The 23,828-nt window shown below is 45.7% G+C and carries 52 protein-coding genes and 1 tRNA gene; all 53 read left to right on the top strand.

From position 1 onward, the window contains the following. Positions 1-40: 40 nt before the first annotated feature. Complete coding sequence (gene tpiA / locus KKZ03_RS01085; RefSeq protein WP_243219433.1) at positions 41-787, top strand: triose-phosphate isomerase; 747 nt, start codon at positions 41-43, stop codon at positions 785-787. Between the two features lie 16 nt (positions 788-803). After that, complete coding sequence (gene secG, locus KKZ03_RS01080; RefSeq protein ID WP_243219431.1) at positions 804-1,247, top strand: preprotein translocase subunit SecG; 444 nt, start codon at positions 804-806, stop codon at positions 1,245-1,247. 58 nt (positions 1,248-1,305) lie between these two features. Beyond that, positions 1,306-1,390, top strand: a tRNA-Leu gene (locus KKZ03_RS01075). A gap of 189 nt (positions 1,391-1,579) precedes the next feature. Then, positions 1,580-2,836: an integrase arm-type DNA-binding domain-containing protein gene (locus KKZ03_RS01070; protein ID WP_243219428.1), complete on the top strand. Its 1,257-nt coding sequence runs from the start codon at positions 1,580-1,582 to the stop codon at positions 2,834-2,836. Then, entirely contained in the window at positions 2,772-3,728 is a 957-nt protein-coding gene (locus KKZ03_RS01065; RefSeq protein ID WP_243221756.1) for a hypothetical protein, read from the top strand. The genes KKZ03_RS01070 and KKZ03_RS01065 overlap by 65 nt, the downstream gene beginning before the upstream one ends. Positions 3,729-3,835: 107 nt before the next feature. Continuing rightward, on the top strand, positions 3,836-4,084 hold the full coding sequence (locus KKZ03_RS01060) for an AlpA family transcriptional regulator (protein ID WP_243219425.1): 249 nt from the start codon (positions 3,836-3,838) through the stop codon (positions 4,082-4,084). Then, on the top strand, positions 4,081-4,515 hold the full coding sequence (locus KKZ03_RS01055; protein ID WP_243219424.1) for a hypothetical protein: 435 nt from the start codon (positions 4,081-4,083) through the stop codon (positions 4,513-4,515). Before KKZ03_RS01060 ends, KKZ03_RS01055 begins: the two co-directional genes overlap by 4 nt. After that, positions 4,512-4,700, top strand: a complete 189-nt coding sequence (locus KKZ03_RS01050) for a helix-turn-helix domain-containing protein (protein WP_243219423.1) — start codon at positions 4,512-4,514, stop codon at positions 4,698-4,700. The genes KKZ03_RS01055 and KKZ03_RS01050 overlap by 4 nt, the downstream gene beginning before the upstream one ends. Positions 4,701-5,265: 565 nt before the next feature. Then, a complete protein-coding gene (locus KKZ03_RS01045; protein WP_243219421.1) occupies positions 5,266-5,493 on the top strand; it encodes a hypothetical protein in 228 nt (75 codons plus the stop codon). After that, on the top strand, positions 5,490-5,714 hold the full coding sequence (locus KKZ03_RS01040; protein ID WP_243219419.1) for a hypothetical protein: 225 nt from the start codon (positions 5,490-5,492) through the stop codon (positions 5,712-5,714). Before KKZ03_RS01045 ends, KKZ03_RS01040 begins: the two co-directional genes overlap by 4 nt. Further along, positions 5,702-6,559: a toprim domain-containing protein gene (locus KKZ03_RS01035; protein ID WP_243219417.1), complete on the top strand. Its 858-nt coding sequence runs from the start codon at positions 5,702-5,704 to the stop codon at positions 6,557-6,559. Before KKZ03_RS01040 ends, KKZ03_RS01035 begins: the two co-directional genes overlap by 13 nt. Then, entirely contained in the window at positions 6,556-8,004 is a 1,449-nt protein-coding gene (locus tag KKZ03_RS01030) for a phage/plasmid primase, P4 family (protein ID WP_243219412.1), read from the top strand. The genes KKZ03_RS01035 and KKZ03_RS01030 overlap by 4 nt, the downstream gene beginning before the upstream one ends. A gap of 1,089 nt (positions 8,005-9,093) precedes the next feature. Further along, the gene (locus KKZ03_RS01025) at positions 9,094-9,471 is read left to right on the top strand and encodes a single-stranded DNA-binding protein (RefSeq protein ID WP_243219407.1); all 378 of its coding nucleotides are present in this window, start codon (positions 9,094-9,096) and stop codon (positions 9,469-9,471) included. A gap of 181 nt (positions 9,472-9,652) precedes the next feature. Continuing rightward, complete coding sequence (locus tag KKZ03_RS01020; RefSeq protein WP_243219404.1) at positions 9,653-10,225, top strand: Mor transcription activator family protein; 573 nt, start codon at positions 9,653-9,655, stop codon at positions 10,223-10,225. Between the two features lie 576 nt (positions 10,226-10,801). Next, entirely contained in the window at positions 10,802-10,945 is a 144-nt protein-coding gene (locus tag KKZ03_RS01015; RefSeq protein WP_243219402.1) for a hypothetical protein, read from the top strand. Between the two features lie 205 nt (positions 10,946-11,150). Then, positions 11,151-11,495 (top strand): hypothetical protein, encoded by a 345-nt coding sequence (locus KKZ03_RS01010; RefSeq protein ID WP_243219400.1) that lies wholly within the window; start codon positions 11,151-11,153, stop codon positions 11,493-11,495. Between the two features lie 19 nt (positions 11,496-11,514). Further along, positions 11,515-11,727: a hypothetical protein gene (locus KKZ03_RS01005; RefSeq protein WP_243219398.1), complete on the top strand. Its 213-nt coding sequence runs from the start codon at positions 11,515-11,517 to the stop codon at positions 11,725-11,727. Between the two features lie 138 nt (positions 11,728-11,865). Next, a complete protein-coding gene (locus KKZ03_RS01000; protein WP_243219380.1) occupies positions 11,866-12,165 on the top strand; it encodes a hypothetical protein in 300 nt (99 codons plus the stop codon). Between the two features lie 118 nt (positions 12,166-12,283). Further along, a complete protein-coding gene (locus tag KKZ03_RS00995) occupies positions 12,284-12,427 on the top strand; it encodes a hypothetical protein (RefSeq protein WP_243219389.1) in 144 nt (47 codons plus the stop codon). Between the two features lie 373 nt (positions 12,428-12,800). Then, the gene (locus tag KKZ03_RS00990) at positions 12,801-13,076 is read left to right on the top strand and encodes a hypothetical protein (protein ID WP_243219387.1); all 276 of its coding nucleotides are present in this window, start codon (positions 12,801-12,803) and stop codon (positions 13,074-13,076) included. Positions 13,077-13,121: 45 nt separating this feature from the next. After that, positions 13,122-13,388 carry a hypothetical protein gene (locus tag KKZ03_RS00985; RefSeq protein ID WP_243219386.1) on the top strand — a complete coding sequence of 89 codons (267 nt, stop codon included), beginning with the start codon at positions 13,122-13,124 and terminating at the stop codon, positions 13,386-13,388. 45 nt (positions 13,389-13,433) lie between these two features. Next, positions 13,434-13,556, top strand: a complete 123-nt coding sequence (locus KKZ03_RS21755) for a hypothetical protein (protein WP_256451988.1) — start codon at positions 13,434-13,436, stop codon at positions 13,554-13,556. Positions 13,557-13,601: 45 nt separating this feature from the next. Beyond that, a complete protein-coding gene (locus tag KKZ03_RS00980; RefSeq protein WP_243219382.1) occupies positions 13,602-13,775 on the top strand; it encodes a hypothetical protein in 174 nt (57 codons plus the stop codon). A 138-nt stretch (positions 13,776-13,913) separates the two neighbouring features. Next, positions 13,914-14,213, top strand: a complete 300-nt coding sequence (locus tag KKZ03_RS00975; RefSeq protein ID WP_243219380.1) for a hypothetical protein — start codon at positions 13,914-13,916, stop codon at positions 14,211-14,213. 118 nt (positions 14,214-14,331) lie between these two features. Beyond that, positions 14,332-14,475 (top strand): hypothetical protein, encoded by a 144-nt coding sequence (locus tag KKZ03_RS00970; RefSeq protein WP_243219389.1) that lies wholly within the window; start codon positions 14,332-14,334, stop codon positions 14,473-14,475. A 373-nt stretch (positions 14,476-14,848) separates the two neighbouring features. Continuing rightward, entirely contained in the window at positions 14,849-15,124 is a 276-nt protein-coding gene (locus tag KKZ03_RS00965; RefSeq protein ID WP_243219387.1) for a hypothetical protein, read from the top strand. A gap of 45 nt (positions 15,125-15,169) precedes the next feature. After that, entirely contained in the window at positions 15,170-15,460 is a 291-nt protein-coding gene (locus KKZ03_RS00960; protein ID WP_243219393.1) for a hypothetical protein, read from the top strand. Between the two features lie 19 nt (positions 15,461-15,479). After that, positions 15,480-15,692 (top strand): hypothetical protein, encoded by a 213-nt coding sequence (locus KKZ03_RS00955; RefSeq protein ID WP_243219392.1) that lies wholly within the window; start codon positions 15,480-15,482, stop codon positions 15,690-15,692. A 138-nt stretch (positions 15,693-15,830) separates the two neighbouring features. Beyond that, on the top strand, positions 15,831-16,130 hold the full coding sequence (locus KKZ03_RS00950) for a hypothetical protein (RefSeq protein WP_243219380.1): 300 nt from the start codon (positions 15,831-15,833) through the stop codon (positions 16,128-16,130). A 118-nt stretch (positions 16,131-16,248) separates the two neighbouring features. Beyond that, positions 16,249-16,386 carry a hypothetical protein gene (locus tag KKZ03_RS00945; protein ID WP_243219378.1) on the top strand — a complete coding sequence of 46 codons (138 nt, stop codon included), beginning with the start codon at positions 16,249-16,251 and terminating at the stop codon, positions 16,384-16,386. 75 nt (positions 16,387-16,461) lie between these two features. Beyond that, positions 16,462-16,677, top strand: a complete 216-nt coding sequence (locus KKZ03_RS00940) for a hypothetical protein (protein ID WP_243219390.1) — start codon at positions 16,462-16,464, stop codon at positions 16,675-16,677. Positions 16,678-16,696: 19 nt separating this feature from the next. Beyond that, complete coding sequence (locus KKZ03_RS00935) at positions 16,697-16,996, top strand: hypothetical protein (RefSeq protein ID WP_243219380.1); 300 nt, start codon at positions 16,697-16,699, stop codon at positions 16,994-16,996. 118 nt (positions 16,997-17,114) lie between these two features. After that, positions 17,115-17,258: a hypothetical protein gene (locus KKZ03_RS00930; RefSeq protein ID WP_243219389.1), complete on the top strand. Its 144-nt coding sequence runs from the start codon at positions 17,115-17,117 to the stop codon at positions 17,256-17,258. Positions 17,259-17,631: 373 nt separating this feature from the next. Then, positions 17,632-17,907: a hypothetical protein gene (locus KKZ03_RS00925; RefSeq protein ID WP_243219387.1), complete on the top strand. Its 276-nt coding sequence runs from the start codon at positions 17,632-17,634 to the stop codon at positions 17,905-17,907. Between the two features lie 45 nt (positions 17,908-17,952). Next, positions 17,953-18,219: a hypothetical protein gene (locus tag KKZ03_RS00920; protein ID WP_243219386.1), complete on the top strand. Its 267-nt coding sequence runs from the start codon at positions 17,953-17,955 to the stop codon at positions 18,217-18,219. Between the two features lie 45 nt (positions 18,220-18,264). After that, positions 18,265-18,387, top strand: a complete 123-nt coding sequence (locus tag KKZ03_RS21750) for a hypothetical protein (RefSeq protein WP_256451988.1) — start codon at positions 18,265-18,267, stop codon at positions 18,385-18,387. Between the two features lie 45 nt (positions 18,388-18,432). Next, on the top strand, positions 18,433-18,606 hold the full coding sequence (locus KKZ03_RS00915; RefSeq protein ID WP_243219382.1) for a hypothetical protein: 174 nt from the start codon (positions 18,433-18,435) through the stop codon (positions 18,604-18,606). A gap of 138 nt (positions 18,607-18,744) precedes the next feature. Further along, positions 18,745-19,044: a hypothetical protein gene (locus tag KKZ03_RS00910; protein WP_243219380.1), complete on the top strand. Its 300-nt coding sequence runs from the start codon at positions 18,745-18,747 to the stop codon at positions 19,042-19,044. A gap of 118 nt (positions 19,045-19,162) precedes the next feature. Next, complete coding sequence (locus KKZ03_RS00905) at positions 19,163-19,300, top strand: hypothetical protein (protein ID WP_243219378.1); 138 nt, start codon at positions 19,163-19,165, stop codon at positions 19,298-19,300. Positions 19,301-19,375: 75 nt separating this feature from the next. Beyond that, on the top strand, positions 19,376-19,675 hold the full coding sequence (locus KKZ03_RS00900) for a hypothetical protein (protein WP_243219380.1): 300 nt from the start codon (positions 19,376-19,378) through the stop codon (positions 19,673-19,675). 118 nt (positions 19,676-19,793) lie between these two features. Then, the gene (locus KKZ03_RS00895) at positions 19,794-19,937 is read left to right on the top strand and encodes a hypothetical protein (RefSeq protein WP_243219389.1); all 144 of its coding nucleotides are present in this window, start codon (positions 19,794-19,796) and stop codon (positions 19,935-19,937) included. A 373-nt stretch (positions 19,938-20,310) separates the two neighbouring features. Beyond that, positions 20,311-20,586 (top strand): hypothetical protein, encoded by a 276-nt coding sequence (locus KKZ03_RS00890; RefSeq protein ID WP_243219387.1) that lies wholly within the window; start codon positions 20,311-20,313, stop codon positions 20,584-20,586. A 45-nt stretch (positions 20,587-20,631) separates the two neighbouring features. Beyond that, complete coding sequence (locus KKZ03_RS00885) at positions 20,632-20,898, top strand: hypothetical protein (protein WP_243219386.1); 267 nt, start codon at positions 20,632-20,634, stop codon at positions 20,896-20,898. A gap of 45 nt (positions 20,899-20,943) precedes the next feature. Then, a complete protein-coding gene (locus KKZ03_RS21745) occupies positions 20,944-21,066 on the top strand; it encodes a hypothetical protein (protein WP_256451988.1) in 123 nt (40 codons plus the stop codon). A 243-nt stretch (positions 21,067-21,309) separates the two neighbouring features. Continuing rightward, positions 21,310-21,609, top strand: a complete 300-nt coding sequence (locus tag KKZ03_RS00880) for a hypothetical protein (RefSeq protein ID WP_243219380.1) — start codon at positions 21,310-21,312, stop codon at positions 21,607-21,609. A gap of 118 nt (positions 21,610-21,727) precedes the next feature. Beyond that, complete coding sequence (locus KKZ03_RS00875; protein WP_243219378.1) at positions 21,728-21,865, top strand: hypothetical protein; 138 nt, start codon at positions 21,728-21,730, stop codon at positions 21,863-21,865. Positions 21,866-21,940: 75 nt separating this feature from the next. Next, positions 21,941-22,246 carry a hypothetical protein gene (locus KKZ03_RS00870; protein ID WP_243219384.1) on the top strand — a complete coding sequence of 102 codons (306 nt, stop codon included), beginning with the start codon at positions 21,941-21,943 and terminating at the stop codon, positions 22,244-22,246. A 45-nt stretch (positions 22,247-22,291) separates the two neighbouring features. Further along, positions 22,292-22,414, top strand: coding sequence for a hypothetical protein (locus KKZ03_RS21740; RefSeq protein ID WP_256451988.1), 123 nt, complete (start codon positions 22,292-22,294; stop codon positions 22,412-22,414). A 45-nt stretch (positions 22,415-22,459) separates the two neighbouring features. Further along, positions 22,460-22,633, top strand: coding sequence for a hypothetical protein (locus tag KKZ03_RS00865; protein ID WP_243219382.1), 174 nt, complete (start codon positions 22,460-22,462; stop codon positions 22,631-22,633). A gap of 138 nt (positions 22,634-22,771) precedes the next feature. After that, positions 22,772-23,071 (top strand): hypothetical protein, encoded by a 300-nt coding sequence (locus KKZ03_RS00860; RefSeq protein ID WP_243219380.1) that lies wholly within the window; start codon positions 22,772-22,774, stop codon positions 23,069-23,071. Positions 23,072-23,189: 118 nt separating this feature from the next. Further along, complete coding sequence (locus KKZ03_RS00855) at positions 23,190-23,327, top strand: hypothetical protein (protein WP_243219378.1); 138 nt, start codon at positions 23,190-23,192, stop codon at positions 23,325-23,327. 75 nt (positions 23,328-23,402) lie between these two features. Further along, a complete protein-coding gene (locus tag KKZ03_RS00850) occupies positions 23,403-23,594 on the top strand; it encodes a hypothetical protein (RefSeq protein ID WP_243219369.1) in 192 nt (63 codons plus the stop codon). A 45-nt stretch (positions 23,595-23,639) separates the two neighbouring features. Then, positions 23,640-23,816: a hypothetical protein gene (locus tag KKZ03_RS00845; RefSeq protein WP_243219367.1), complete on the top strand. Its 177-nt coding sequence runs from the start codon at positions 23,640-23,642 to the stop codon at positions 23,814-23,816. The last annotated feature ends 12 nt before the right edge of the window (positions 23,817-23,828 follow it).

The raw sequence follows: 23,828 nt of genomic DNA, 5'->3' as shown, positions 1-23,828 counted from the left end.
TATATCATAAGCGGTTTGGTTCTATGTGGGAGTAATGTTGATGCGTCGGTCTCTGGTTGTCGGAAATTGGAAAATGAATGGAACTCTTGAAAGTGCTGAGTTGCTTGCAAAAGGCATTGTTGCCGGGTTAGGTTCGGATATCGCAGATATTGCGATTTGTGTACCTTATGTTTATCTGCCAAATATTAGTGCGTTGGTTAAGGATTCCCCGTTAGCGTTAGGTTCACAAAATGTTGCAGATAAGCCTTTAGGTGCTTTCACCGGGGAAATTTCAGCTGCCATGTTAAAAGAATTTAATTGCCAGTATGCCCTCGTAGGACACTCGGAAAGACGTAGTTATTACGGCGATACTAATGAATCAGTGGCTGCGCGTTTTTGCCAGGCGCAAGAGCAAAACATTATCCCTGTTTTGTGCGTAGGTGAAACTCTCGAGCAGCGTGAGCAGGATCAAACTTTTGCGGTGATTAATGAGCAGCTTGATGCCGTTATTAATGTAGCTGGCATAGCTGCTTTTAATACTGCAGTCATTGCTTATGAACCCGTTTGGGCTATAGGCACAGGAAAAACAGCGAGTGATGAGCAGGCACAAGAGGTGCATCATTATATTCGCCAGTACCTTGCTGCTAAAGATCAAACTATTGCCGATAAAATACAAATTTTATATGGCGGTAGTGCCAAACCGGATAATGCGAAAGGATTGTTCGCCATGCCGGACATAGATGGCGGTTTAATAGGTGGGGCTTCGTTGGATGCGGAATCCTTTTTAAAGATTTTTCATTCCATTTAGAACAGTTCAGGCTTTCATGTATCAGGTAATTATCGTTATTCATGTGTTGCTGGGTTTAGGTATTATTGGCTTAATATTAATGCAGCAAGGTAAAGGAGCTGATGCGGGTGCTGCTTTTGGCACTGGCTCTGCAGGCTCTGTTTTTGGGGCCCAGGGTGCCGCATCATTTTTGTCTCGAGCTACAGCAATTCTGGCAACTTTGTTTTTTATAACCAGTTTAGGTCTTGCCATGATCAATGGGCACAAAGGTGTGGCTTTTGATCTAATGAGCTCGCCAGAGGTTCAGCAAGACACCTTGGGTATTCCTGAAGTAGTCGGCGAAAAAGGCGCTAATATTGCTCCTGCCAAGTCTGAAGAAATGCCTGCAGTACCCGAAGTGAAGTCAGCTGAGCAGCCTGCCGATGCAGAACTGGAAAATACAGTTGTGCCCAAGGCTGAAGAGCTAAAGACCATTAAGTAAAAAATAATTTTACGCGTAAAAGTAGTAGAAAAATAGTACAGTTATTTTGAATGATTATGCCGATGTGGTGAAATTGGTAGACACGCCATCTTGAGGGGGTGGTGACGCAAGTCTTGCCGGTTCAAATCCGGCCATCGGCACCAAACAAGGATATTTTAATATCCAACGAAGTACACAAACCCGCAAGTCGAAAGGCTTGGCGGGTTTTTTATTGCCCAACAGAATACAACGAAATACAGTAATATTCGACTTTTTATGCAGTAACATTTACAGTAACCCAAAATCAGTAACAAAAGTTACTGTAAAACTTACTGTAAATTGGGGCGTTAATTATGGCTAAACAACTACTTAAAGACACTGTTATTAAAGGTGCGAAGTCTGGTATTAAGGATGTCAGGCTTAATGACGGCAGTGGCTTATATTTACTGGTTAAACCGGACGGCGCGAAATGGTGGCGTTTTGATTATAGTATCGGTGGCAAGCGTAAAACTTTATCGCTTGGCGTATATCCTGTTACCGGCCTTTCAGATGCACGGCGCAAGGCAGAAGAAGCAAGGGTACAGGTTAGCAACAGCATAGACCCAAGCACAGTAAGAAAGGATTTTAAAAGCGCGTTAAAAATCACACTGGAAAATGAAAGCCTGTTAAATGCCGGGCTACCCATGCTGAATAGTTTTTCAGAAATAACTAACCAATGGCTGGCAGAAATAAAAAACGACATTGCTGAAATCACTTATATAAAAAGACAGTCAAGGCTTGAACGTCTGGCGTTCCCCACGCTTGGCAATATCGCTATCAATCAAATAAAGTCATCACATATTTTAGCGACACTAAAGCCGTTAATAGATCAGCAAAAAATAGAAACTGCCCACCGACTGTATGGAGAAATCAAGTGTGTTTTTGCCCATGCCATTATTAACGATATTATTGATTATGACCCCTCGCAACCTGTAGCAAAAAAAATACCCGCCAAAAAAGTAAAGCACCGAGCGGCGTTAATTGACCCGAAAGCAATAGGGCAGCTAATCAGGGACATTTACAGTTATCAGGGGACTTTTGTGGTGCAATGTGCTTTTAAAATAACGCCCTTGCTCTTTCAACGACCCGGTGAAATACGGCAAATGGAATGGAAAGATATTGATTTAGACGCTAAAGAATGGCGTTACTTTGTCACCAAAACCAAAATTAATCACATTGTTCCCCTTTCCACTCAAGCCGTAGCCATACTGGAAGAAATCAAGCCACTAACCGGTACGGGAAACTATGTATTCCCGTCAAGTCGTGGCGATGGCCGCCCCATGTCAGACAATACCATCAGAACGGCACTAATGACGCTGGGATATACAGGTGAAGATATGACCGCGCATGGATTCAGAACCATAGCGTCAACCTTGCTTAATGAGCATGGGTGGCCAGCCGATGCCATTGAGCGGCAACTATGCCACATGCCTAAAGATGCCGTTAGAGCAGCCTATAACCGCGCGGAGTTCTTGGAAGAACGGCGAACCATGATGCAATCTTATAGTGATTGCCTGGACGCGCTTAAAAGTGGAGCGCAAATCATACAATTTAGAAAACAGGCGCAATAATCGCGTATCTGTAAAACCGAATAAGCCGCATCTAGCCCGACGGGGCGAACTTGGGACACCTTTCACCCATTGGCGCGGCTTTCTTTTTTTTGAGAGGGTAATTATTGAAAGGTTAATTATGCAAGATCAGAATTTTTATAAGCATGGCTATTGTTTGTGGTCGTTTGAGAAAGACTTGATAGATAGTAGTTATACCGACACCGAATCAAATGAGCTTATAGAGGACAATGAGCCGATAGATGCAGATTATCAAAGATGCAACCATAACAATATATACAGTCATCACAACCTATACGGCCGACACGTAGCCGGGTTTAATTCAGAGCGAATAAAAAAGATTAAAGATAATGAATTTATAACATTAGTTGAGGCGGCGTTATTAATTTCTGATAGGTTAGGTGAATATAACCAGTATATTTCAGATGCTTCTGCAATTTTTTCAATGGCAATTGAACATGGAGAGATTGACCCAAGGGAGCCGGATATTTTAATGCCTTATAGTAAAATTCAACACTTGCCAGAATGGGAGGAGGGTTGTGTTTATGGTCGATATAAAAGGATTGATTCGACATGGAAGATAACACCTAAGGAGGCGGCAGAATTTGCTATCCTTAAAGGTTATTCAGAGCAGCTATTCATTGATCTGTTAAGCGAGACTCCAACAGACAATAAAGATAAATTAGACCCCGAAGCCGAAGCGAAAAAATTAGGCGGCAAAGAGCGCAATAACTTATTAAGAATAATTTTGGCGTTATGTGAAAAACAGGGAATTCATCCGAATGATAAAGGGCTAGATCAAGAGCTTGAAAAAATACTTGCTCAAAAAGGTTTTAATGAGCCGCTATCAAGAGCTATTAAAGAACACTTAGTAAAAGCGGCCAATTTAGGCTAATTTCAAATTATATCGTTGCTATAGCAAAAACCTAATTGCTATAGCAACATACCCGCAAGAGTTTTCTTAATAATGCGCCCTAACTTAGTTGAATATAGGCGCACAGCATGACACACCAAAACACCCCCACAGCTTCAAAAATCCCTGAAATTGGCTTTATGACAATATGGCAAATTTTAGGCAACAAGAAAGCCAATCCACCAACGCCCCCACTTTTACCAATCAGCCGGACTACTTTTTTAGAAGGCATTAGGTCTGGTAAATATCCTGCACCCGTAAAGTTAGGAGGTAGAACTAATGCTTGGCGTGTTGAGGATATAAGGCAGCTTATAAGTAACTTGGGTGCGGCCCAATGAGCAACCACAAAGCAATTGGTGCAGCCCGTGAAATCGTACTTGACAGTGTAGCCGGGCGTACCGGTTCATTGTGTAATTATCTAAACATGCTTAATCTAAGGTTTGCAAACGGGACATTACCAAAGCCGCTGATGACTGCCTTAAAAGGTGCATGGGAAAAGCCCAGGGCTTATATATTGACAGACTCGACAGTGAATAAATGGAATTCAAATAAAGCCCATAGAGGGCATGACAGGCCATTGAAGCGACAAAAGGATTATGCAGTAAAGCCGTGGCATGAATTAGCCTATCACCTCAAGCAACGTAACCCAAAAGCAGAATATAAAACCATTCATTCACAGCTTATGCAAAAATATCCTGGTGTAAGTATTTACCAGGTGCGTTTATATTTTCAGTTTATCAAGCGGGAATTGGCAGGTACAAGCCTATGAAAGCCACACAGATAAACATTGTGATAGTGGCGTTAAAGGGCCATGAACCAGTAAACAGCGTGGCTATGTTCGATCAGGGAATCACGCGCTTGTCGGCAATTATTCATCGGTTGAGAAAACGGGGATTTTCCATAGTGACCAACCAAGTGCAAGGCGGTTTGGCGTACTACTCGTTAGTAGAATGATAGGGCAGGAAAACTTTGTAAGAAAAAGGTTGTTAATGGAGTTGCAGAGTTGCAGGAATCGCCCGAAAGACACGGATACCAACGGTCATAGGGCTGCAACTATCCTGCAACTTCCTGCAACTATGCTGCAAATGTTCCCTTATAGTTGCAGGAATACATAAATAATTGGGTGTTTTCGGCAGCCTTGCGTTAAAAAAAAGACAATAAAAAAGCCTTGAAGTGACAAGCCTCAAAGCTTCATTTAATAACCAGCTTAATTTAATACCATGACTATTTTATCAGATTGCTTGACAACTACCCACCCCCCGCTTAAAATTTCCACGCTGTTACCACATGTAACAGACGGGATTCGACCCCCGCGCAAAGGCCATAAGAGGCCACTATTAAACGTGGTTTTTTTATGCCCATCAATAACTCAATTCAATTTTGTTATGGTGGGGTGTATTGAGCAGCCCCTTAAAAGGCTGGCCGGTTCCTTTGCCGGTAGGTCGAACTTGATGCATCCCACCGCCCAACGACTCGACCCAATGGGCGGCGGCTTATCCCTCTACAAAGGACTACCGCAATGACTGCTAAAAACAACCCCGCTCAAACCGAGCAACAAATCACCCAAGCCCCAAACCTTGACGATTTAACCAAAGCCTTTGCCGAGGTCGCTCTTATGTGGAGTTGCATTATCAGCGATGCCGCTAAAAATGAGGAGCCGGTACTTTGCCGGTTTAGATGGTTGTCAGAGGAAGCCGCAAACCTTGCCGCCATTGCCATGCAGATTCATACAGGCGGTGAGTTATGAGCCACTTAACCCTTGACCAGATAGACGAAATAAACACCATTCAGGCGTGCTTGTCTGCTATTGCTGATTTAATGCAGCCCGCAACAGATTTACATTGCGTAAGTCGTGATAATTCCGCGCTTTTGTTGAGTTACTTTACTGACCGGCTAAAAGACGTGCTGACCGTTACTATCCCAGCGATTGAGACAGCTCAATTAAAGGCGGCTTCATGCACTCATTAAATCCAGAACAGCAATTCAAAACCGCCATGTTGGACGCTGGGATAGAAGCCCCGGACGTAATCATTTGTGATGGACAGTTACACCGCTTCAAAATCGACGGCAAACTTAACGGCGCGTATGTTCTGCATATGGATGGCCGCCCCGCCGGTTATTTTGAGGACTTCAAGCAAGGTATAAAAGCAAGCTGGAAACTGACCGGTGATTTTACCCCGTTAAGCCCTGCTGAAAAACAGGACTTGGCTATTGAATATCACCGTCAAAACCTGATAAAACAAGTCGCCAAAGAGCACCGCCATAATGAAGCAGTTAAGAAAGCTGGCCGAATATGGAGCCGTTCAAGGCCCGTTATAAATCATCCCTATCTTGATAAAAAACAGGTAAAAGCGCATTCATTGCGGGTTAATTTTCATTCATTGGTGGTGCCACTGTATGACAAAAACGGCTTATTAGTCAGCTTGCAGTTTATCAATGCTGACGGGAGCAAGCGCATGATGAAAGACGGCACAGCCAAAGGTTCATGCTGTTTTCTTGGCGCGGTTCCTGATCTTGATTATGACAGCCCCATTCTGATTTGTGAGGGCTGGGCAACCGGCGCGTCTTTGCACGAATCCACCGGATATTTTACTGTGATAGCCTTTAGTGCTAACAATCTTAACGCCGTGGCACGCCAAACCCGCAATACTCACCAAACCAAAGACATTATAATTTGTGGCGATAATGATGCCAGTGGCGTAGGACAGGCAGCCGCCGAAGCCGCCGCGCTGTTTATCGGTTGCCGGTTCATTATCCCCGATCAGGTAGGGCAAGATTTTAACGATATGATTAATATGGCGGCGGCGCTATGAGTAACATAATAAACATCAATGCCACAGCCAACAATCCTTGCACCCCGCAACAATTCAAATTATCGGCCATAGCCTCGCTATTATCAAACATAGAAAAAGTTGATTTAAAGGTTGTTTGCGAGTCCTTAGGCTGGAAAAGTGACAGCGAAGGCAAGCCACCGGCACAAAAATATATCAGGGTAGCTATTGTTGATACCCTGATTAAAACCGCTAAAAAGAATAACTGGCATATTGTCCATAATGCCGGATATTTTTATATTTTTAACGGGGCTTTCTGGGTTCCGTTGGAAGATTCAGAGGTTAAAAAACTGCTTAAAGATGCCGCCATGAAAATGGGCTATACCGAGATTGAATGCCGCGATTATGCCTTTGTCGAAAAACTTTTCCAGCAAGCGGAGCAAGACGGTTTTTTTGTGGAACGCAATTTTTCCAAGCAGTCGATTATTAATCTTAAAAATGGTTCCCTGGTATTGAGTGAGTCTGGCATACAAATGAAAGGCTTCGATTATCGGGACTTTCTAACCCATCAATTAGATTTCACCTATAACCCCAAAGCCGTCAATCAGCTATTTCTTGATTATCTGGCTTACGTGTTACCTGATAAGGATACCCGGCGCACTTTACAGGAAGTAGCGGGATATTTATTTATTAAGGGTCTCAAGATGGAAAAAGTGTTTTTTCTGTTTGGCACCGGAGCCAATGGAAAGTCAGTGTTTTTTGAAGTGCTTAACGGCGTTCTTGGTGCGGAGAATATTAGTAATTATTCGCTTGAGTCGCTAACTGATGACAAGGGTTATCACCGTGCCATGATTAAAGACAAGATTGTGAATTATGGCACGGATATACGCCTAACCAAGATTGATGCAGGCATGTTTAAAACACTGGCAAGTGGTGAGCCTATTGAGGCGCGTTTACCTTATCGGGAGCCGTTTTTGATGACCGATTATGCCAAGCTGATATTTAACGTCAATAAGATGGATTCAGCCAATATTGAACATACCCACGGATTTTACCGGCGCTTGCTGGTTATCCCGTTTAACAAAACCATTCCAGATCATGAGCAAGACCGGGATTTACACAGAAAGATTTTATTGGATAGGCCGGGCGTATTGAATTGGATTATTGAGGGCGCGGAGCGGGTTATTAAAAGCCGCAATATATTTATATCGCCAGAGTGCGAAAGCTTCAAAAATAAGTTTATAAAAGAGTCTGATAGCGTGGCTATGTATGAGGTTGACTTTATGGAGACTATGCGCGGTTCTATATACTTTAAACCGTATGCTGACGCTTACACAGAATATAAAACTTATTGCCAAGATGCCGGACACAAACACCCATTAGGACGAAATAATTTTGTGAATAGAATGGAGTCTTTAGGCTTTAAACGATCAAAACAAGAAGCCTCAATGTTTTTAGAAAAAAACTTTACTGAAAAAAGGTTCTAAACAAACTTGCAGAGTTGCAGGAATGATATTTAGCGCCCGTATTTACTGGGATTAAAGCCTGTAAATTCCTGCAACTATGATGTTTGAAGTTGCAGGATAGTTGCAGGAATAGCCTCAGAGTTGCAGGAGGTAAAAAATAATCCTGCAACTATAAGGGAGGATTTGCAGCATAGTTGCAGGAAGTTGCAGGATAGTTGCAGCCCTATAACCGTTGATACCCGTGGCTTTCGGGCGATTCCTGCAACTCTGCAACTCCATTTACAACCTTTTTCTTATAAAGTTTTTTCGGCGTCATCACTACCAGACAAAAAAAACACGGTTATTGATGCAATCCTGAACTTATTGGCCACAAGTTCAGCATAAGTTCAGCACAAGTTCAGAATAAGTTCAGCCATTAAAACCAGTAATGGCAAGGCTTATAGACGATTCCTGAACTTCTGAACTTTCAAACACAACCTTTTTCTTACAAAGTTTTTTCGGTATCATCACTACCAGACAAAAAAAACACGGTTATTGATGCAATCCTGAACTTATGGGCCACAAGTTCAGCATAAGTTCAGCACAAGTTCAGGATAAGTTCAGCCATTAAAACCAGTAGTGGCAAGGCTTATAGACGATTCCTGAACTTCTGAACTTTCAAACACAACCTTTTTCTTATAAAGTTTTTTCGGTATCATCACTACCAGACAAAAAAAACACGGTTATTGATGCAATCCTGAACTTATGGCCAACAAGTTCAGCATAAGTTCAGCACAAGTTCAGGATAAGTTCAGCCATTAAACCCAGTAACGGCAAGGCTTATAGACGATTCCTGAACTTCTGAACTTTCAAACACAACCTTTTTCTTACAAAGTTTTTTCGGTATCATCACTACCAGACAAAAAAAACACGGTTATTGATGCAATCCTGAACTTATGGCCAACAAGTTCAGCATAAGTTCAGCACAAGTTCAGGATAAGTTCAGCCATTAAACCCAGTAACGGCAAGGCTTATAGACGATTCCTGAACTTCTGAACTTTCAAACACAACCTTTTTCTTACAAAGTTTTTCTGGATAACTAACCCCACACCAAATACAGGAAATAACGCCATGATGGATGCATTGATAAGCGGTAAATTAATTAAAACCCCCGAACTGAAAACAGGTAAAACCGGCAATTACTACACGCCTTTTCTTTTATCCGTAGACGTTGGCGAAGAAAAACCCGCCATCGTGTCGGGCATGGCATTTGCTGAAATAGCCGAACGTATCGCCAAGCTACAAAAAGGCGACCCGCTGGCCGTTGTTGGCAGCCTTAAACCGTCTGAATGGATAGATAAGGCAACCGGAGAAACCAAGCGCGGCATAAACATCACCGCGAATAATTCACTTAGCCCCTACGATATAAAAAAGCGCAGATCAGCGCCGGAGCAACCCGTTAATTCTGGTAGCAACACCGGGCAATTTAACGACCCGGTTAATTTTTAATGTTGCCGTATGCCGTCATTAAAAAGACGCGCTAACCTATCCGATCCACCAAGCCGCAAAGGGCAACCCGAGCGGTTTTTTATTGCCTGAAATCCAAGCAAACAGTTATGAACATCGGTGTATTGGAGGCTTTACGGTAAGGGTTCATAATGATGTATCCCTACCAGCAAGAGGCGTATAAATGCTAACCATTGAACTTTTACAGCGCATTGGCCGCGATAATTGGCCGCTTAGAATACAAGAAATTGCTGAATACATTGGCGATGACTTGGCACTGACTTTGTTTGTCAATTATGCTGGCCGTCACTTGGCTATTCCCTTAAAAGCGTCTAATGATTCTGTACTGGAAAACCTGATAGGCAAAAAAGCAGCAAAAATACTCTTTCATACATTTGGCGGTGAAGTTGTGCAATTCCCAAACGGTAAGTTAATGCTGATTAAGTCGCGCAATCCTGAAATCTTAAAAGACTGGGTTAACGGGATGACTCAAGCGGCTATCGCTACCAAGTATTATTTGACCGAGCGGCAAATCAATCACATAATTTTCAAACAGCGCAGCAAGCCGAAAAGAACCCCAAGCGAACAAGCAATAAACCGGCTTGACCGGCGCAATAAAGATATTCGTTTCGACTATGCGAGCGGGATGACTCAACAAGCCGTAGCTGAAAAATATTATTTGGCTGATTGCAGCATTGCCAGAATTATAAAAAAAACCACCACTAACCCGCTTAAAAATTCGTTATTTAGCCGTTAATTAATTGACTTTTTAACGCTTTTTTTGCCATGCCATCACGCCAGAGGGAGGCAGCAAAAAAGCCTATAGGCGGTTTTTAGGTGAATTTTCCGGTACGCCGTCATTATCGGGACTTGCTAATATTTTTTATTGTCTGAATGCAGGGACTAGGCGGAACTAGACGGAACCAGAAACAACAGGGCAGCGCAAACAGCCGGTAGAGCTTCAAGCCCTACCGGATTTTTTACGCCTTAAAAACAGCGCACAAGTCAAACAAATAAATACAGCAATGTGTAATAACGGCCTTTTTATCAGTTCGGTTTCTGTATCAGGTATTGAACAATAGCTGAAAGCCTTTATTTTAGTGGAATGGCATAAATAATATTAAATGTTACTGTAAAAGTTACTGTAAATTATGGCCGTGTCTTTGCTTTGTACGGTTTTATTTTAAAAAAATAGTAATTTAATCCCGGCAGTCATTGCTTTTTTTAAAGCATCTTGGCCAGTCTGTATCCAGAGTAAGGAACCGGCTCTTCACTTGGTACCGATACCAGGGAAGCATTTACCACGATCAATAAGCCGGGGTGCTTAACGATCTTGGTCAGTTGGTATCCAGATCAGGCCCGGCTATTCACTGAAGCAATATCTTTATTTGGCGGTAATTCCTTAGAAGCATTCACCACGATTAATAAGCCATGGCGCTTAACGATCTTGGCCAGAGCTGGTACCCAGATCAGATAAGCGTTCACCATGATCAATAAGCCAAGGCGTTTAGCGGTCTTGGTCAGTCAATATCCAGAGTAAGGAACCGGTTCTTCACTTGGCACCGATACCAAAGAAGCATTCACCATGACCAATAAGCCAAGGCGCTTAACGATCTTGGTTAGTCGGTATCCAGATCAGAGAAGCGTTCACCACGATCAATAAGCCGGCGCGCTTAACAGTCTTGGCCAGAGCTGGTACCCAGATCAGAGAAGCATTCACCATGATCAATAAGCCAAGGCGCTTAACGGTCTTGGTTAGTCTGTATCCGGATCAGGCCCGGCTATTCACTGAAGCAATATCTTTATTTGGCGGTAATACCTTGGAAGCATTCACCACGATCAATAAGCCAAGGCGCTTAACGGTCTTGGTTAGTCTGTATCCGGATCAGGCCCGGCTATTCACTGAAGCAATATCTTTATTTGGCGGTAATCCCTTAGAAGCATTCAACACGATCAATAAGCCAAGGCGCTTAACGATCTTGGTTAGTCGGTATCCAGATCAGAGAAGCGTTCACCACGATCAATAAGCCGGCGCGCTTAACAGTCTTGGCCAGAGCTGGTACCCAGATCAGAGAAGCATTTACCATGACCGATAAGCCAAGGTGTTTAACAGTCTTGGCCAGTCGATATCCGGATCAGCCCCGGCTATTCACTGAAGCAATATCTTTATTTGGCGGTAATTCCTTAGAAGCATTCACCACGATCAATAAGCCATGGCGCTTAACGATCTTGGCCAGAGCTGGCACCCAGATCAGATAAGCGTTCACCATGATCAATAAGCCAAGGCGTTTAGCGGTCTTGGTCAGTCAATATCCAGAGTAAGGAACCGGTTCTTCACTGGGCACCGATACCAGGGAAGCATTTACCACGATCAATAAGCCGGCGCGCTTAACAGTCTTGGCCAGAGCTGGTACCCAGATCAGAGAAGCATTCACCATGATCAATAAGCCAAGGCGCTTAACGGTCTTGGTTAGTCTGTATCCGGATCAGGCCCGGCTATTCACTGAAGCAATATCTTTATTTGGCGGTAATACCTTGGAAGCATTCGCCACGATCAATAAGCCATGGCGCTTAACGATCTTGGCCAGAGCTGGTACCCAGATCAGAGAAGCATTTACCACGATCAATAAGCCAAGGCGCTTAACGATCTTGGTTAGTCGGTATCCAGATCAGAGAAGCATTCACCATGATCAATAAGCCAAGGCGTTTAGCGGTCTTGGTCAGTCAATATCCAGAGTAAGGAACCGGTTCTTCACTTGGTACCGATATCAGAGAAGCATTCACCACGATCAATAAGCCAAGGCGCTTAACAGTCTTGGCCAGTCGATATCCGGATCAGCCCCGGCTATTCACTGAAGCAATATCTTTATTTGGCGGTAATTCCTTAGAAGCATTCACCACGATCAATAAGCCATGGCGCTTAACGATCTTGGCCAGAGCTGGCACCCAGATCAGATAAGCGTTCACCATGATCAATAAGCCAAGGCGTTTAGCGGTCTTGGTCAGTCAATATCCAGAGTAAGGAACCGGTTCTTCACTGGGCACCGATACCAGGGAAGCATTTACCACGATCAATAAGCCGGCGCGCTTAACAGTCTTGGCCAGAGCTGGTACCCAGATCAGAGAAGCATTCACCATGATCAATAAGCCAAGGTGTTTAACGGTCTTGGTCAGTTGGTACCCAGATCAGAGAAGCATTCACCACGATCAATAAGCCAAGGCGCTTAACGGTCTTGGTTAGTCTGGATCCGGAGTAAGGAACCGGTTCTTCACTGGGCACCGATACCAGGGAAGCATTTACCACGATCAATAAGCCGGCGCGCTTAACAGTCTTGGCCAGAGCTGGTACCCAGATCAGAGAAGCATTCACCACGATCAATAAGCCAAGGCGCTTAACGGTCTTGGTTAGTCTGTATCCGGATCAGGCCCGGCTATTCACTGAAGCAATATCTTTATTTGGCGGTAATTCCTTAGAAGCATTCGCCACGATCAATAAGCCATGGCGCTTAACGATCTTGGCCAGAGCTGGTACCCAGATCAGAGAAGCATTCACCATGATCAATAAGCCAAGGCGTTTAGCGGTCTTGGTCAGTCAATATCCAGAGTAAGGAACCGGTTCTTCACTGGGCACCGATACCAGAGAAGCATTCACCATGACCAATAAGCCAAGGCGCTTAACGGTCTTGGTTAGTCTGTATCCGGATCAGGCCCGGCTATTCACTGAAGCAATATCTTTATTTGGCGGTAATACCTTGGAAGCATTCACCACGATCAATAAGCCAAGGCGCTTAACGATCTTGGTTAGTCGATATCCAGAGCAAGGAGCCGTTTCTTCACTTGGCACCGATACCAAAGAAGCATTCAACACGATCAATAAGCCAAGGCGTTTAGCGGTCTTAGTCAGTCAATATCCAGAGTAAGGAACCGGTTCTTCACTGGGCACCGATACTAGAGAAGCATTCACCATGACCAATAAGCCAAGGCGCTTAACGGTCTTGGCCAGAGCTGGTACCCAGATCAGAGAAGCATTCACCATGATCAATAAGCCAAGGCGTTTAGCGGTCTTGGTCAGTCAATATCCAGAGTAAGGAACCGGTTCTTCACTTGGTACCGATATCAGAGAAGCATTTACCATGACCGATAAGCCAAGGTGTTTAACAGTCTTGGCCAGACGATATCCGGATCAGCCCCGGCTATTCACTGAAGCAATATCTTTATTTGGCGGTAATTCCTTAGAAGCATTCACCACGATCAATAAGCCATGGCGCTTAACGATCTTGGCCAGAGCTGGCACCCAGATCAGATAAGCGTTCACCATGATCAATAAGCCAAGGCGTTTAGCGGTCTTGGTCAGTCAATATCCAGAGTAAGGAACCGGTTCTTCACTGGGCACCGATACCAGGGAAGCATTTACCACGATCAATAAGCCGGCGCGCTTAACAGTCTTGGCCAGAGCTGGTACCCAGATCAGAGAAGCATTCACCATGATCAATAAGCCAAGGCGCTTAACGGTCTTGGTTAGTCTGTATCCGGATCAGGCCCGGCTATTCACTGAAGCAATATCTTTATTTGGCGGTAATACCTTGGAAGCATTCGCCACGATCAATAAGCCATGGCGCTTAACGATCTTGGCCAGAGCTGGTACCCAGATCAGAGAAGCATTTACCACGATCAATAAGCCAAGGCGCTTAACGATCTTGGTTAGTCGGTATCCAGATCAGAGAAGCATTCACCATGATCAATAAGCCAAGGCGTTTAGCGGTCTTGGTCAGTCAATATCCAGAGTAAGGAACCGGTTCTTCACTTGGTACCGATATCAGAGAAGCATTCACCACGATCAATAAGCCAAGGCGCTTAACAGTCTTGGCCAGTCGATATCCGGATCAGCCCCGGCTATTCACTGAAGCAATATCTTTATTTGGCGGTAATTCCTTAGAAGCATTCACCACGATCAATAAGCCATGGCGCTTAACGATCTTGGCCAGAGCTGGCACCCAGATCAGATAAGCGTTCACCATGATCAATAAGCCAAGGCGTTTAGCGGTCTTGGTCAGTCAATATCCAGAGTAAGGAACCGGTTCTTCACTGGGCACCGATACCAGGGAAGCATTTACCACGATCAATAAGCCGGCGCGCTTAACAGTCTTGGCCAGAGCTGGTACCCAGATCAGAGAAGCATTCACCATGATCAATAAGCCAAGGTGTTTAACGGTCTTGGTCAGTTGGTACCCAGATCAGAGAAGCATTCACCACGATCAATAAGCCAAGGCGCTTAACGGTCTTGGTTAGTCTGGATCCGGAGTAAGGAACCGGTTCTTCACTGGGCACCGATACCAGGGAAGCATTTACCACGATCAATAAGCCGGCGCGCTTAACAGTCTTGGCCAGAGCTGGTACCCAGATCAGAGAAGCATTCACCACGATCAATAAGCCAAGGCGCTTAACGGTCTTGGTTAGTCTGTATCCGGATCAGGCCCGGCTATTCACTGAAGCAATATCTTTATTTGGCGGTAATTCCTTAGAAGCATTCGCCACGATCAATAAGCCATGGCGCTTAACGATCTTGGCCAGAGCTGGTACCCAGATCAGAGAAGCATTCACCATGATCAATAAGCCAAGGCGTTTAGCGGTCTTGGTCAGTCAATATCCAGAGTAAGGAACCGGTTCTTCACTGGGCACCGATACCAGAGAAGCATTCACCATGACCAATAAGCCAAGGCGCTTAACGGTCTTGGTTAGTCTGTATCCGGATCAGGCCCGGCTATTCACTGAAGCAATATCTTTATTTGGCGGTAATACCTTGGAAGCATTCACCACGATCAATAAGCCAAGGCGCTTAACGATCTTGGTTAGTCGATATCCAGAGCAAGGAGCCGTTTCTTCACTTGGCACCGATACCAAAGAAGCATTCACCATGACCAATAAGCCAAGGCGCTTAACGATCTTGGTTAGTCGGTATCCAGATCAGAGAAGCGTTCACCACGATCAATAAGCCGGCGCGCTTAACAGTCTTGGCCAGAGCTGGTACCCAGATCAGAGAAGCATTCACCATGATCAATAAGCCAAGGCGTTTAACAGTCTTGGCCAGACGATATCCGGATCAGCCCCGGCTATTCACTGAAGCAATATCTTTATTTGGCGGTAATTCCTTAGAAGCATTCACCACGATCAATAAGCCATGGCGCTTAACGATCTTGGCCAGAGCTGGCACCCAGATCAGATAAGCGTTCACCATGATCAATAAGCCAAGGCGTTTAGCGGTCTTGGTCAGTCAATATCCAGAGTAAGGAACCGGTTCTTCACTGGGCACCGATACCAGGGAAGCATTTACCACGATCAATAAGCCGGCGCGCTTAACAGTCTTGGCCAGAGCTGGTACCCAGATCAGAGAAGCATTCACCATGATCAATAAGCCAAGGCGCTTAACGGTCTTGGTTAGTCTGTATCCGGATCAGGCCCGGCTATTCACTGAAGCAATATCTTTATTTGGCGGTAATACCTTGGAAGCATTCGCCACGATCAATAAGCCATGGCGCTTAACGATCTTGGCCAGAGCTGGTACCCAGATCAGAGAAGCATTTACCACGATCAATAAGCCAAGGCGCTTAACGATCTTGGTTAGTCGGTATCCAGATCAGAGAAGCATTCACCATGATCAATAAGCCAAGGCGTTTAGCGGTCTTGGTCAGTCAATATCCAGAGTAAGGAACCGGTTCTTCACTTGGTACCGATATCAGAGAAGCATTCACCACGATCAATAAGCCAAGGCGCTTAACAGTCTTGGCCAGTCGATATCCGGATCAGCCCCGGCTATTCACTGAAGCAATATCTTTATTTGGCGGTAATTCCTTAGAAGCATTCACCACGATCAATAAGCCAAGGCGTTTAGCGGTCTTGGTCAGTCAATATCCAGAGTAAGGAACCGGTTCTTCACTGGGCACCGATACCAGGGAAGCATTCACCACGATCAATAAGCCAAGGCGTTTAACGATCTTGGCCAGAGCTGGTACCCAGATCAGAGAAGCATTCACCACGATCAATAAGCCAAGGCGCTTAACGATCTTGGTTAGTCGATATCCAGAGCAAGGAGCCGTTTCTTCACTTGGCACCGATACCAAAGAAGCATTCACCATGACCAATAAGCCAAGGCGCTTAACGATCTTGGTTAGTCGGTATCCAGATCAGAGAAGCGTTCACCACGATCAATAAGCCGGCGCGCTTAACAGTCTTGGCCAGAGCTGGTACCCAGATCAGAGAAGCATTCACCATGATCAATAAGCCAAGGCGCTTAACGGTCTTGGTTAGTCTGTATCCGGATCAGGCCCGGCTATTCACTGAAGCAATATCTTTATTTGGCGGTAATACCTTGGAAGCATTCGCCACGATCAATAAGCCATGGCGCTTAACGATCTTGGCCAGAGCTGGTACCCAGATCAGAGAAGCATTTACCACGATCAATAAGCCAAGGCGCTTAACGATCTTGGTTAGTCGGTATCCAGATCAGAGAAGCATTCACCATGATCAATAAGCCAAGGCGTTTAGCGGTCTTGGTCAGTCAATATCCAGAGTAAGGAACCGGTTCTTCACTTGGTACCGATATCAGAGAAGCATTCACCACGATCAATAAGCCAAGGCGCTTAACAGTCTTGGCCAGTCGATATCCGGATCAGCCCCGGCTATTCACTGAAGCAATATCTTTATTTGGCGGTAATTCCTTAGAAGCATTCACCACGATCAATAAGCCATGGCGCTTAACGATCTTGGCCAGAGCTGGCACCCAGATCAGATAAGCGTTCACCATGATCAATAAGCCAAGGCGTTTAGCGGTCTTGGTCAGTCAATATCCAGAGTAAGGAACCGGTTCTTCACTGGGCACCGATACCAGGGAAGCATTTACCACGATCAATAAGCCGGCGCGCTTAACAGTCTTGGCCAGAGCTGGTACCCAGATCAGAGAAGCATTCACCATGATCAATAAGCCAAGGTGTTTAACGGTCTTGGTCAGTTGGTACCCAGATCAGAGAAGCATTCACCACGATCAATAAGCCAAGGCGCTTAACGGTCTTGGTTAGTCTGGATCCGGAGTAAGGAACCGGTTCTTCACTGGGCACCGATACCAGGGAAGCATTTACCACGATCAATAAGCCGGCGCGCTTAACAGTCTTGGCCAGAGCTGGTACCCAGATCAGAGAAGCATTCACCACGATCAATAAGCCAAGGCGCTTAACGGTCTTGGTTAGTCTGTATCCGGATCAGGCCCGGCTATTCACTGAAGCAATATCTTTATTTGGCGGTAATTCCTTAGAAGCATTCGCCACGATCAATAAGCCATGGCGCTTAACGATCTTGGCCAGAGCTGGTACCCAGATCAGAGAAGCATTCACCATGATCAATAAGCCAAGGCGTTTAGCGGTCTTGGTCAGTCAATATCCAGAGTAAGGAACCGGTTCTTCACTGGGCACCGATACCAGAGAAGCATTCACCATGACCAATAAGCCAAGGCGCTTAACGGTCTTGGTTAGTCTGTATCCGGATCAGGCCCGGCTATTCACTGAAGCAATATCTTTATTTGGCGGTAATACCTTGGAAGCATTCACCACGATCAATAAGCCAAGGCGCTTAACGATCTTGGTTAGTCGATATCCAGAGCAAGGAGCCGTTTCTTCACTTGGCACCGATACCAAAGAAGCATTCAACACGATCAATAAGCCAAGGCGTTTAGCGGTCTTAGTCAGTCAATATCCAGAGTAAGGAACCGGTTCTTCACTGGGCACCGATACTAGAGAAGCATTCACCATGACCAATAAGCCAAGGCGCTTAACGGTCTTGGCCAGAGCTGGTACCCAGATCAGAGAAGCATTCACCATGATCAATAAGCCAAGGCGTTTAGCGGTCTTGGTCAGTCAATATCCAGAGTAAGGAACCGGTTCTTCACTTGGTACCGATATCAGAGAAGCATTTACCATGACCGATAAGCCAAGGTGTTTAACAGTCTTGGCCAGACGATATCCGGATCAGCCCCGGCTATTCACTGAAGCAATATCTTTATTTGGCGGTAATTCCTTAGAAGCATTCACCACGATCAATAAGCCATGGCGCTTAACGATCTTGGCCAGAGCTGGCACCCAGATCAGATAAGCGTTCACCATGATCAATAAGCCAAGGCGTTTAGCGGTCTTGGTCAGTCAATATCCAGAGTAAGGAACCGGTTCTTCACTGGGCACCGATACCAGGGAAGCATTTACCACGATCAATAAGCCGGCGCGCTTAACAGTCTTGGCCAGAGCTGGTACCCAGATCAGAGAAGCATTCACCATGATCAATAAGCCAAGGCGCTTAACGGTCTTGGTTAGTCTGTATCCGGATCAGGCCCGGCTATTCACTGAAGCAATATCTTTATTTGGCGGTAATACCTTGGAAGCATTCGCCACGATCAATAAGCCATGGCGCTTAACGATCTTGGCCAGAGCTGGTACCCAGATCAGAGAAGCATTTACCACGATCAATAAGCCAAGGCGCTTAACGATCTTGGTTAGTCGGTATCCAGATCAGAGAAGCATTCACCATGATCAATAAGCCAAGGCGTTTAGCGGTCTTGGTCAGTCAATATCCAGAGTAAGGAACCGGTTCTTCACTTGGTACCGATATCAGAGAAGCATTCACCACGATCAATAAGCCAAGGCGCTTAACAGTCTTGGCCAGTCGATATCCGGATCAGCCCCGGCTATTCACTGAAGCAATATCTTTATTTGGCGGTAATTCCTTAGAAGCATTCACCACGATCAATAAGCCAAGGCGTTTAGCGGTCTTGGTCAGTCAATATCCAGAGTAAGGAACCGGTTCTTCACTGGGCACCGATACCAGGGAAGCATTCACCACGATCAATAAGCCGGCGCGCTTAACAGTCTTGGCCAGAGCTGGTACCCAGATCAGAGAAGCATTCACCATGATCAATAAGCCAAGGCGCTTAACGGTCTTGGTTAGTCTGTATCCGGATCAGGCCCGGCTATTCACTGAAGCAATATCTTTATTTGGCGGTAATACCTTGGAAGCATTCGCCACGATCAATAAGCCATGGCGCTTAACGATCTTGGCCAGAGCTGGTACCCAGATCAGAGAAGCATTTACCACGATCAATAAGCCAAGGCGCTTAACGATCTTGGTTAGTCGGTATCCAGATCAGAGAAGCATTCACCATGATCAATAAGCCAAGGCGTTTAGCGGTCTTGGTCAGTCAATATCCAGAGTAAGGAACCGGTTCTTCACTTGGTACCGATATCAGAGAAGCATTCACCACGATCAATAAGCCAAGGCGCTTAACAGTCTTGGCCAGTCGATATCCGGATCAGCCCCGGCTATTCACTGAAGCAATATCTTTATTTGGCGGTAATTCCTTAGAAGCATTCACCACGATCAATAAGCCATGGCGCTTAACGATCTTGGCCAGAGCTGGCACCCAGATCAGATAAGCGTTCACCATGATCAATAAGCCAAGGCGTTTAGCGGTCTTGGTCAGTCAATATCCAGAGTAAGGAACCGGTTCTTCACTGGGCACCGATACCAGGGAAGCATTTACCACGATCAATAAGCCGGCGCGCTTAACAGTCTTGGCCAGAGCTGGTACCCAGATCAGAGAAGCATTCACCATGATCAATAAGCCAAGGTGTTTAACGGTCTTGGTCAGTTGGTACCCAGATCAGAGAAGCATTCACCACGATCAATAAGCCAAGGCGCTTAACGGTCTTGGTTAGTCTGGATCCGGAGTAAGGAACCGGTTCTTCACTGGGCACCGATACCAGGGAAGCATTTACCACGATCAATAAGCCGGCGCGCTTAACAGTCTTGGCCAGAGCTGGTACCCAGATCAGAGAAGCATTCACCACGATCAATAAGCCAAGGCGCTTAACGGTCTTGGTTAGTCTGTATCCGGATCAGGCCCGGCTATTCACTGAAGCAATATCTTTATTTGGCGGTAATTCCTTAGAAGCATTCGCCACGATCAATAAGCCATGGCGCTTAACGATCTTGGCCAGAGCTGGTACCCAGATCAGAGAAGCATTCACCATGATCAATAAGCCAAGGCGTTTAGCGGTCTTGGTCAGTCAATATCCAGAGTAAGGAACCGGTTCTTCACTGGGCACCGATACCAGAGAAGCATTCACCATGACCAATAAGCCAAGGCGCTTAACGGTCTTGGTTAGTCTGTATCCGGATCAGGCCCGGCTATTCACTGAAGCAATATCTTTATTTGGCGGTAATACCTTGGAAGCATTCACCACGATCAATAAGCCAAGGCGCTTAACGATCTTGGTTAGTCGATATCCAGAGCAAGGAGCCGTTTCTTCACTTGGCACCGATACCAAAGAAGCATTCAACACGATCAATAAGCCAAGGCGTTTAGCGGTCTTAGTCAGTCAATATCCAGAGTAAGGAACCGGTTCTTCACTGGGCACCGATACTAGAGAAGCATTCACCATGACCAATAAGCCAAGGCGCTTAACGGTCTTGGCCAGAGCTGGTACCCAGATCAGAGAAGCATTCACCATGATCAATAAGCCAAGGCGTTTAGCGGTCTTGGTCAGTCAATATCCAGAGTAAGGAACCGGTTCTTCACTTGGTACCGATATCAGAGAAGCATTTACCATGACCGATAAGCCATGGCGCTTAACGATCTTGGCCAGAGCTGGCACCCAGATCAGATAAGCGTTCACCATGATCAATAAGCCAAGGCGTTTAGCGGTCTTGGTCAGTCAATATCCAGAGTAAGGAACCGGTTCTTCACTGGGCACCGATACCAGGGAAGCATTTACCACGATCAATAAGCCGGCGCGCTTAACAGTCTTGGCCAGAGCTGGTACCCAGATCAGAGAAGCATTCACCATGATCAATAAGCCAAGGCGCTTAACGGTCTTGGTTAGTCTGTATCCGGATCAGGCCCGGCTATTCACTGAAGCAATATCTTTATTTGGCGGTAATACCTTGGAAGCATTCGCCACGATCAATAAGCCATGGCGCTTAACGATCTTGGCCAGAGCTGGTACCCAGATCAGAGAAGCATTTACCACGATCAATAAGCCAAGGCGCTTAACGATCTTGGTTAGTCGGTATCCAGATCAGAGAAGCATTCACCATGATCAATAAGCCAAGGCGTTTAGCGGTCTTGGTCAGTCAATATCCAGAGTAAGGAACCGGTTCTTCACTTGGTACCGATATCAGAGAAGCATTCACCACGATCAATAAGCCAAGGCGCTTAACAGTCTTGGCCAGTCGATATCCGGATCAGCCCCGGCTATTCACTGAAGCAATATCTTTATTTGGCGGTAATTCCTTAGAAGCATTCACCACGATCAATAAGCCAAGGCGTTTAGCGGTCTTGGTCAGTCAATATCCAGAGTAAGGAACCGGTTCTTCACTGGGCACCGATACCAGGGAAGCATTCACCACGATCAATAAGCCGGCGCGCTTAACAGTCTTGGCCAGAGCTGGTACCCAGATCAGAGAAGCATTCACCATGATCAATAAGCCAAGGCGCTTAACGGTCTTGGTTAGTCTGTATCCGGATCAGGCCCGGCTATTCACTGAAGCAATATCTTTATTTGGCGGTAATACCTTGGAAGCATTCACCACGATCAATAAGCCAAGGCGCTTAACGATCTTGGTTAGTCGATATCCAGAGCAAGGAGCCGTTTCTTCACTTGGCACCGATACCAAAGAAGCATTCAACACGATCAATAAGCCAAGGCGTTTAGCGGTCTTAGTCAGTCAATATCCAGAGTAAGGAACCGGTTCTTCACTGGGCACCGATACTAGAGAAGCATTCACCATGACCAATAAGCCAAGGCGCTTAACGGTCTTGGCCAGAGCTGGTACCCAGATCAGAGAAGCATTCACCATGATCAATAAGCCAAGGCGTTTAGCGGTCTTGGTCAGTCAATATCCAGAGTAAGGAACCGGTTCTTCACTTGGTACCGATATCAGAGAAGCATTTACCATGACCGATAAGCCAAGGTGTTTAACAGTCTTGGCCAGACGATATCCGGATCAGCCCCGGCTATTCACTGAAGCAATATCTTTATTTGGCGGTAATTCCTTAGAAGCATTCACCACGATCAATAAGCCATGGCGCTTAACGATCTTGGCCAGAGCTGGCACCCAGATCAGATAAGCGTTCACCATGATCAATAAGCCAAGGCGTTTAGCGGTCTTGGTCAGTCAATATCCAGAGTAAGGAACCGGTTCTTCACTGGGCACCGATACCAGGGAAGCATTTACCACGATCAATAAGCCGGCGCGCTTAACAGTCTTGGCCAGAGCTGGTACCCAGATCAGAGAAGCATTCACCATGATCAATAAGCCAAGGCGCTTAACGGTCTTGGTTAGTCTGTATCCGGATCAGGCCCGGCTATTCACTGAAGCAATATCTTTATTTGGCGGTAATACCTTGGAAGCATTCGCCACGATCAATAAGCCATGGCGCTTAACGATCTTGGCCAGAGCTGGTACCCAGATCAGAGAAGCATTTACCACGATCAATAAGCCAAGGCGCTTAACGATCTTGGTTAGTCGGTATCCAGATCAGAGAAGCATTCACCATGATCAATAAGCCAAGGCGTTTAGCGGTCTTGGTCAGTCAATATCCAGAGTAAGGAACCGGTTCTTCACTTGGTACCGATATCAGAGAAGCATTTACCACGATCAATAAGCCAAGGCGCTTAACAGTCTTGGCCAGTCGATATCCGGATCAGCCCCGGCTATTCACTGAAGCAATATCTTTATTTGGCGGTAATTCCTTAGAAGCATTCACCACGATCAATAAGCCAAGGCGTTTAGCGGTCTTGGTCAGTCAATATCCAGAGTAAGGAACCGGTTCTTCACTGGGCACCGATACCAGGGAAGCATTCACCACGATCAATAAGCCAAGGCGTTTAACGATCTTGGCCAGAGCTGGTACCCAGATCAGAGAAGCATTCACCACGATCAATAAGCCAAGGCGCTTAACGATCTTGGTTAGTCGATATCCAGAGCAAGGAGCCGTTTCTTCACTTGGCACCGATACCAAAGAAGCATTCACCATGATCAATAAGCCAAGGCGTTTAGCGGTCTTGGTCAGTCGATATCCAGAGTAAGGAACCGGTTCTTCACTGGGCACCGATACCAGAGAAGCATTCACCATGACCAATAAGCCAAGGCGCTTAACGGTCTTGGTTAGTCTGTATCCAGAGCAAGGAGCCGTTTCTTCACTTGGCACCGATACCAAAGAAGCATTTACCATGACCGATAAATCAGGATGCTTAACAGTCTTGGCCAGTCGATATCCAGATCAGAGAAGCGTTCACCACGATCAATAAGCCAAGGCGCTT

The organism is Methylobacter sp. S3L5C (assembly GCF_022788635.1).
Lineage (GTDB): Bacteria > Pseudomonadota > Gammaproteobacteria > Methylococcales > Methylomonadaceae > Methylobacter_C.
Note: the sequence above shows the minus strand (reverse complement) of the source record. Positions and strands in the feature narration are given on the sequence as shown.

Coding starts and splice junctions, on each gene's coding strand:
- KKZ03_RS01050 (WP_243219423.1), top strand. CDS start 4,512: ATGAAAGCCACACAGATAAACATTGTGATAGTGGCGTTAAAGGGCCAT.
- KKZ03_RS21740 (WP_256451988.1), top strand. CDS start 22,292: ATGACCAATAAGCCAAGGCGCTTAACGGTCTTGGCCAGAGCTGGTACC.
- KKZ03_RS00920 (WP_243219386.1), top strand. CDS start 17,953: ATGACCAATAAGCCAAGGCGCTTAACGGTCTTGGTTAGTCTGTATCCG.
- KKZ03_RS00960 (WP_243219393.1), top strand. CDS start 15,170: ATGACCAATAAGCCAAGGCGCTTAACGGTCTTGGTTAGTCTGTATCCG.
- KKZ03_RS00865 (WP_243219382.1), top strand. CDS start 22,460: ATGACCGATAAGCCAAGGTGTTTAACAGTCTTGGCCAGACGATATCCG.
- KKZ03_RS21750 (WP_256451988.1), top strand. CDS start 18,265: ATGACCAATAAGCCAAGGCGCTTAACGGTCTTGGCCAGAGCTGGTACC.
- KKZ03_RS00885 (WP_243219386.1), top strand. CDS start 20,632: ATGACCAATAAGCCAAGGCGCTTAACGGTCTTGGTTAGTCTGTATCCG.
- KKZ03_RS01020 (WP_243219404.1), top strand. CDS start 9,653: ATGCTAACCATTGAACTTTTACAGCGCATTGGCCGCGATAATTGGCCG.
- secG (WP_243219431.1), top strand. CDS start 804: ATGTATCAGGTAATTATCGTTATTCATGTGTTGCTGGGTTTAGGTATT.
- KKZ03_RS01030 (WP_243219412.1), top strand. CDS start 6,556: ATGAGTAACATAATAAACATCAATGCCACAGCCAACAATCCTTGCACC.
- KKZ03_RS00845 (WP_243219367.1), top strand. CDS start 23,640: ATGACCAATAAGCCAAGGCGCTTAACGGTCTTGGTTAGTCTGTATCCA.
- KKZ03_RS00915 (WP_243219382.1), top strand. CDS start 18,433: ATGACCGATAAGCCAAGGTGTTTAACAGTCTTGGCCAGACGATATCCG.
- tpiA (WP_243219433.1), top strand. CDS start 41: ATGCGTCGGTCTCTGGTTGTCGGAAATTGGAAAATGAATGGAACTCTT.
- KKZ03_RS01055 (WP_243219424.1), top strand. CDS start 4,081: ATGAGCAACCACAAAGCAATTGGTGCAGCCCGTGAAATCGTACTTGAC.
- KKZ03_RS01070 (WP_243219428.1), top strand. CDS start 1,580: ATGGCTAAACAACTACTTAAAGACACTGTTATTAAAGGTGCGAAGTCT.
- KKZ03_RS21745 (WP_256451988.1), top strand. CDS start 20,944: ATGACCAATAAGCCAAGGCGCTTAACGGTCTTGGCCAGAGCTGGTACC.
- KKZ03_RS00980 (WP_243219382.1), top strand. CDS start 13,602: ATGACCGATAAGCCAAGGTGTTTAACAGTCTTGGCCAGACGATATCCG.
- KKZ03_RS01040 (WP_243219419.1), top strand. CDS start 5,490: ATGAGCCACTTAACCCTTGACCAGATAGACGAAATAAACACCATTCAG.
- KKZ03_RS01060 (WP_243219425.1), top strand. CDS start 3,836: ATGACACACCAAAACACCCCCACAGCTTCAAAAATCCCTGAAATTGGC.
- KKZ03_RS01035 (WP_243219417.1), top strand. CDS start 5,702: ATGCACTCATTAAATCCAGAACAGCAATTCAAAACCGCCATGTTGGAC.
- KKZ03_RS01045 (WP_243219421.1), top strand. CDS start 5,266: ATGACTGCTAAAAACAACCCCGCTCAAACCGAGCAACAAATCACCCAA.
- KKZ03_RS00985 (WP_243219386.1), top strand. CDS start 13,122: ATGACCAATAAGCCAAGGCGCTTAACGGTCTTGGTTAGTCTGTATCCG.
- KKZ03_RS01025 (WP_243219407.1), top strand. CDS start 9,094: ATGATGGATGCATTGATAAGCGGTAAATTAATTAAAACCCCCGAACTG.
- KKZ03_RS21755 (WP_256451988.1), top strand. CDS start 13,434: ATGACCAATAAGCCAAGGCGCTTAACGGTCTTGGCCAGAGCTGGTACC.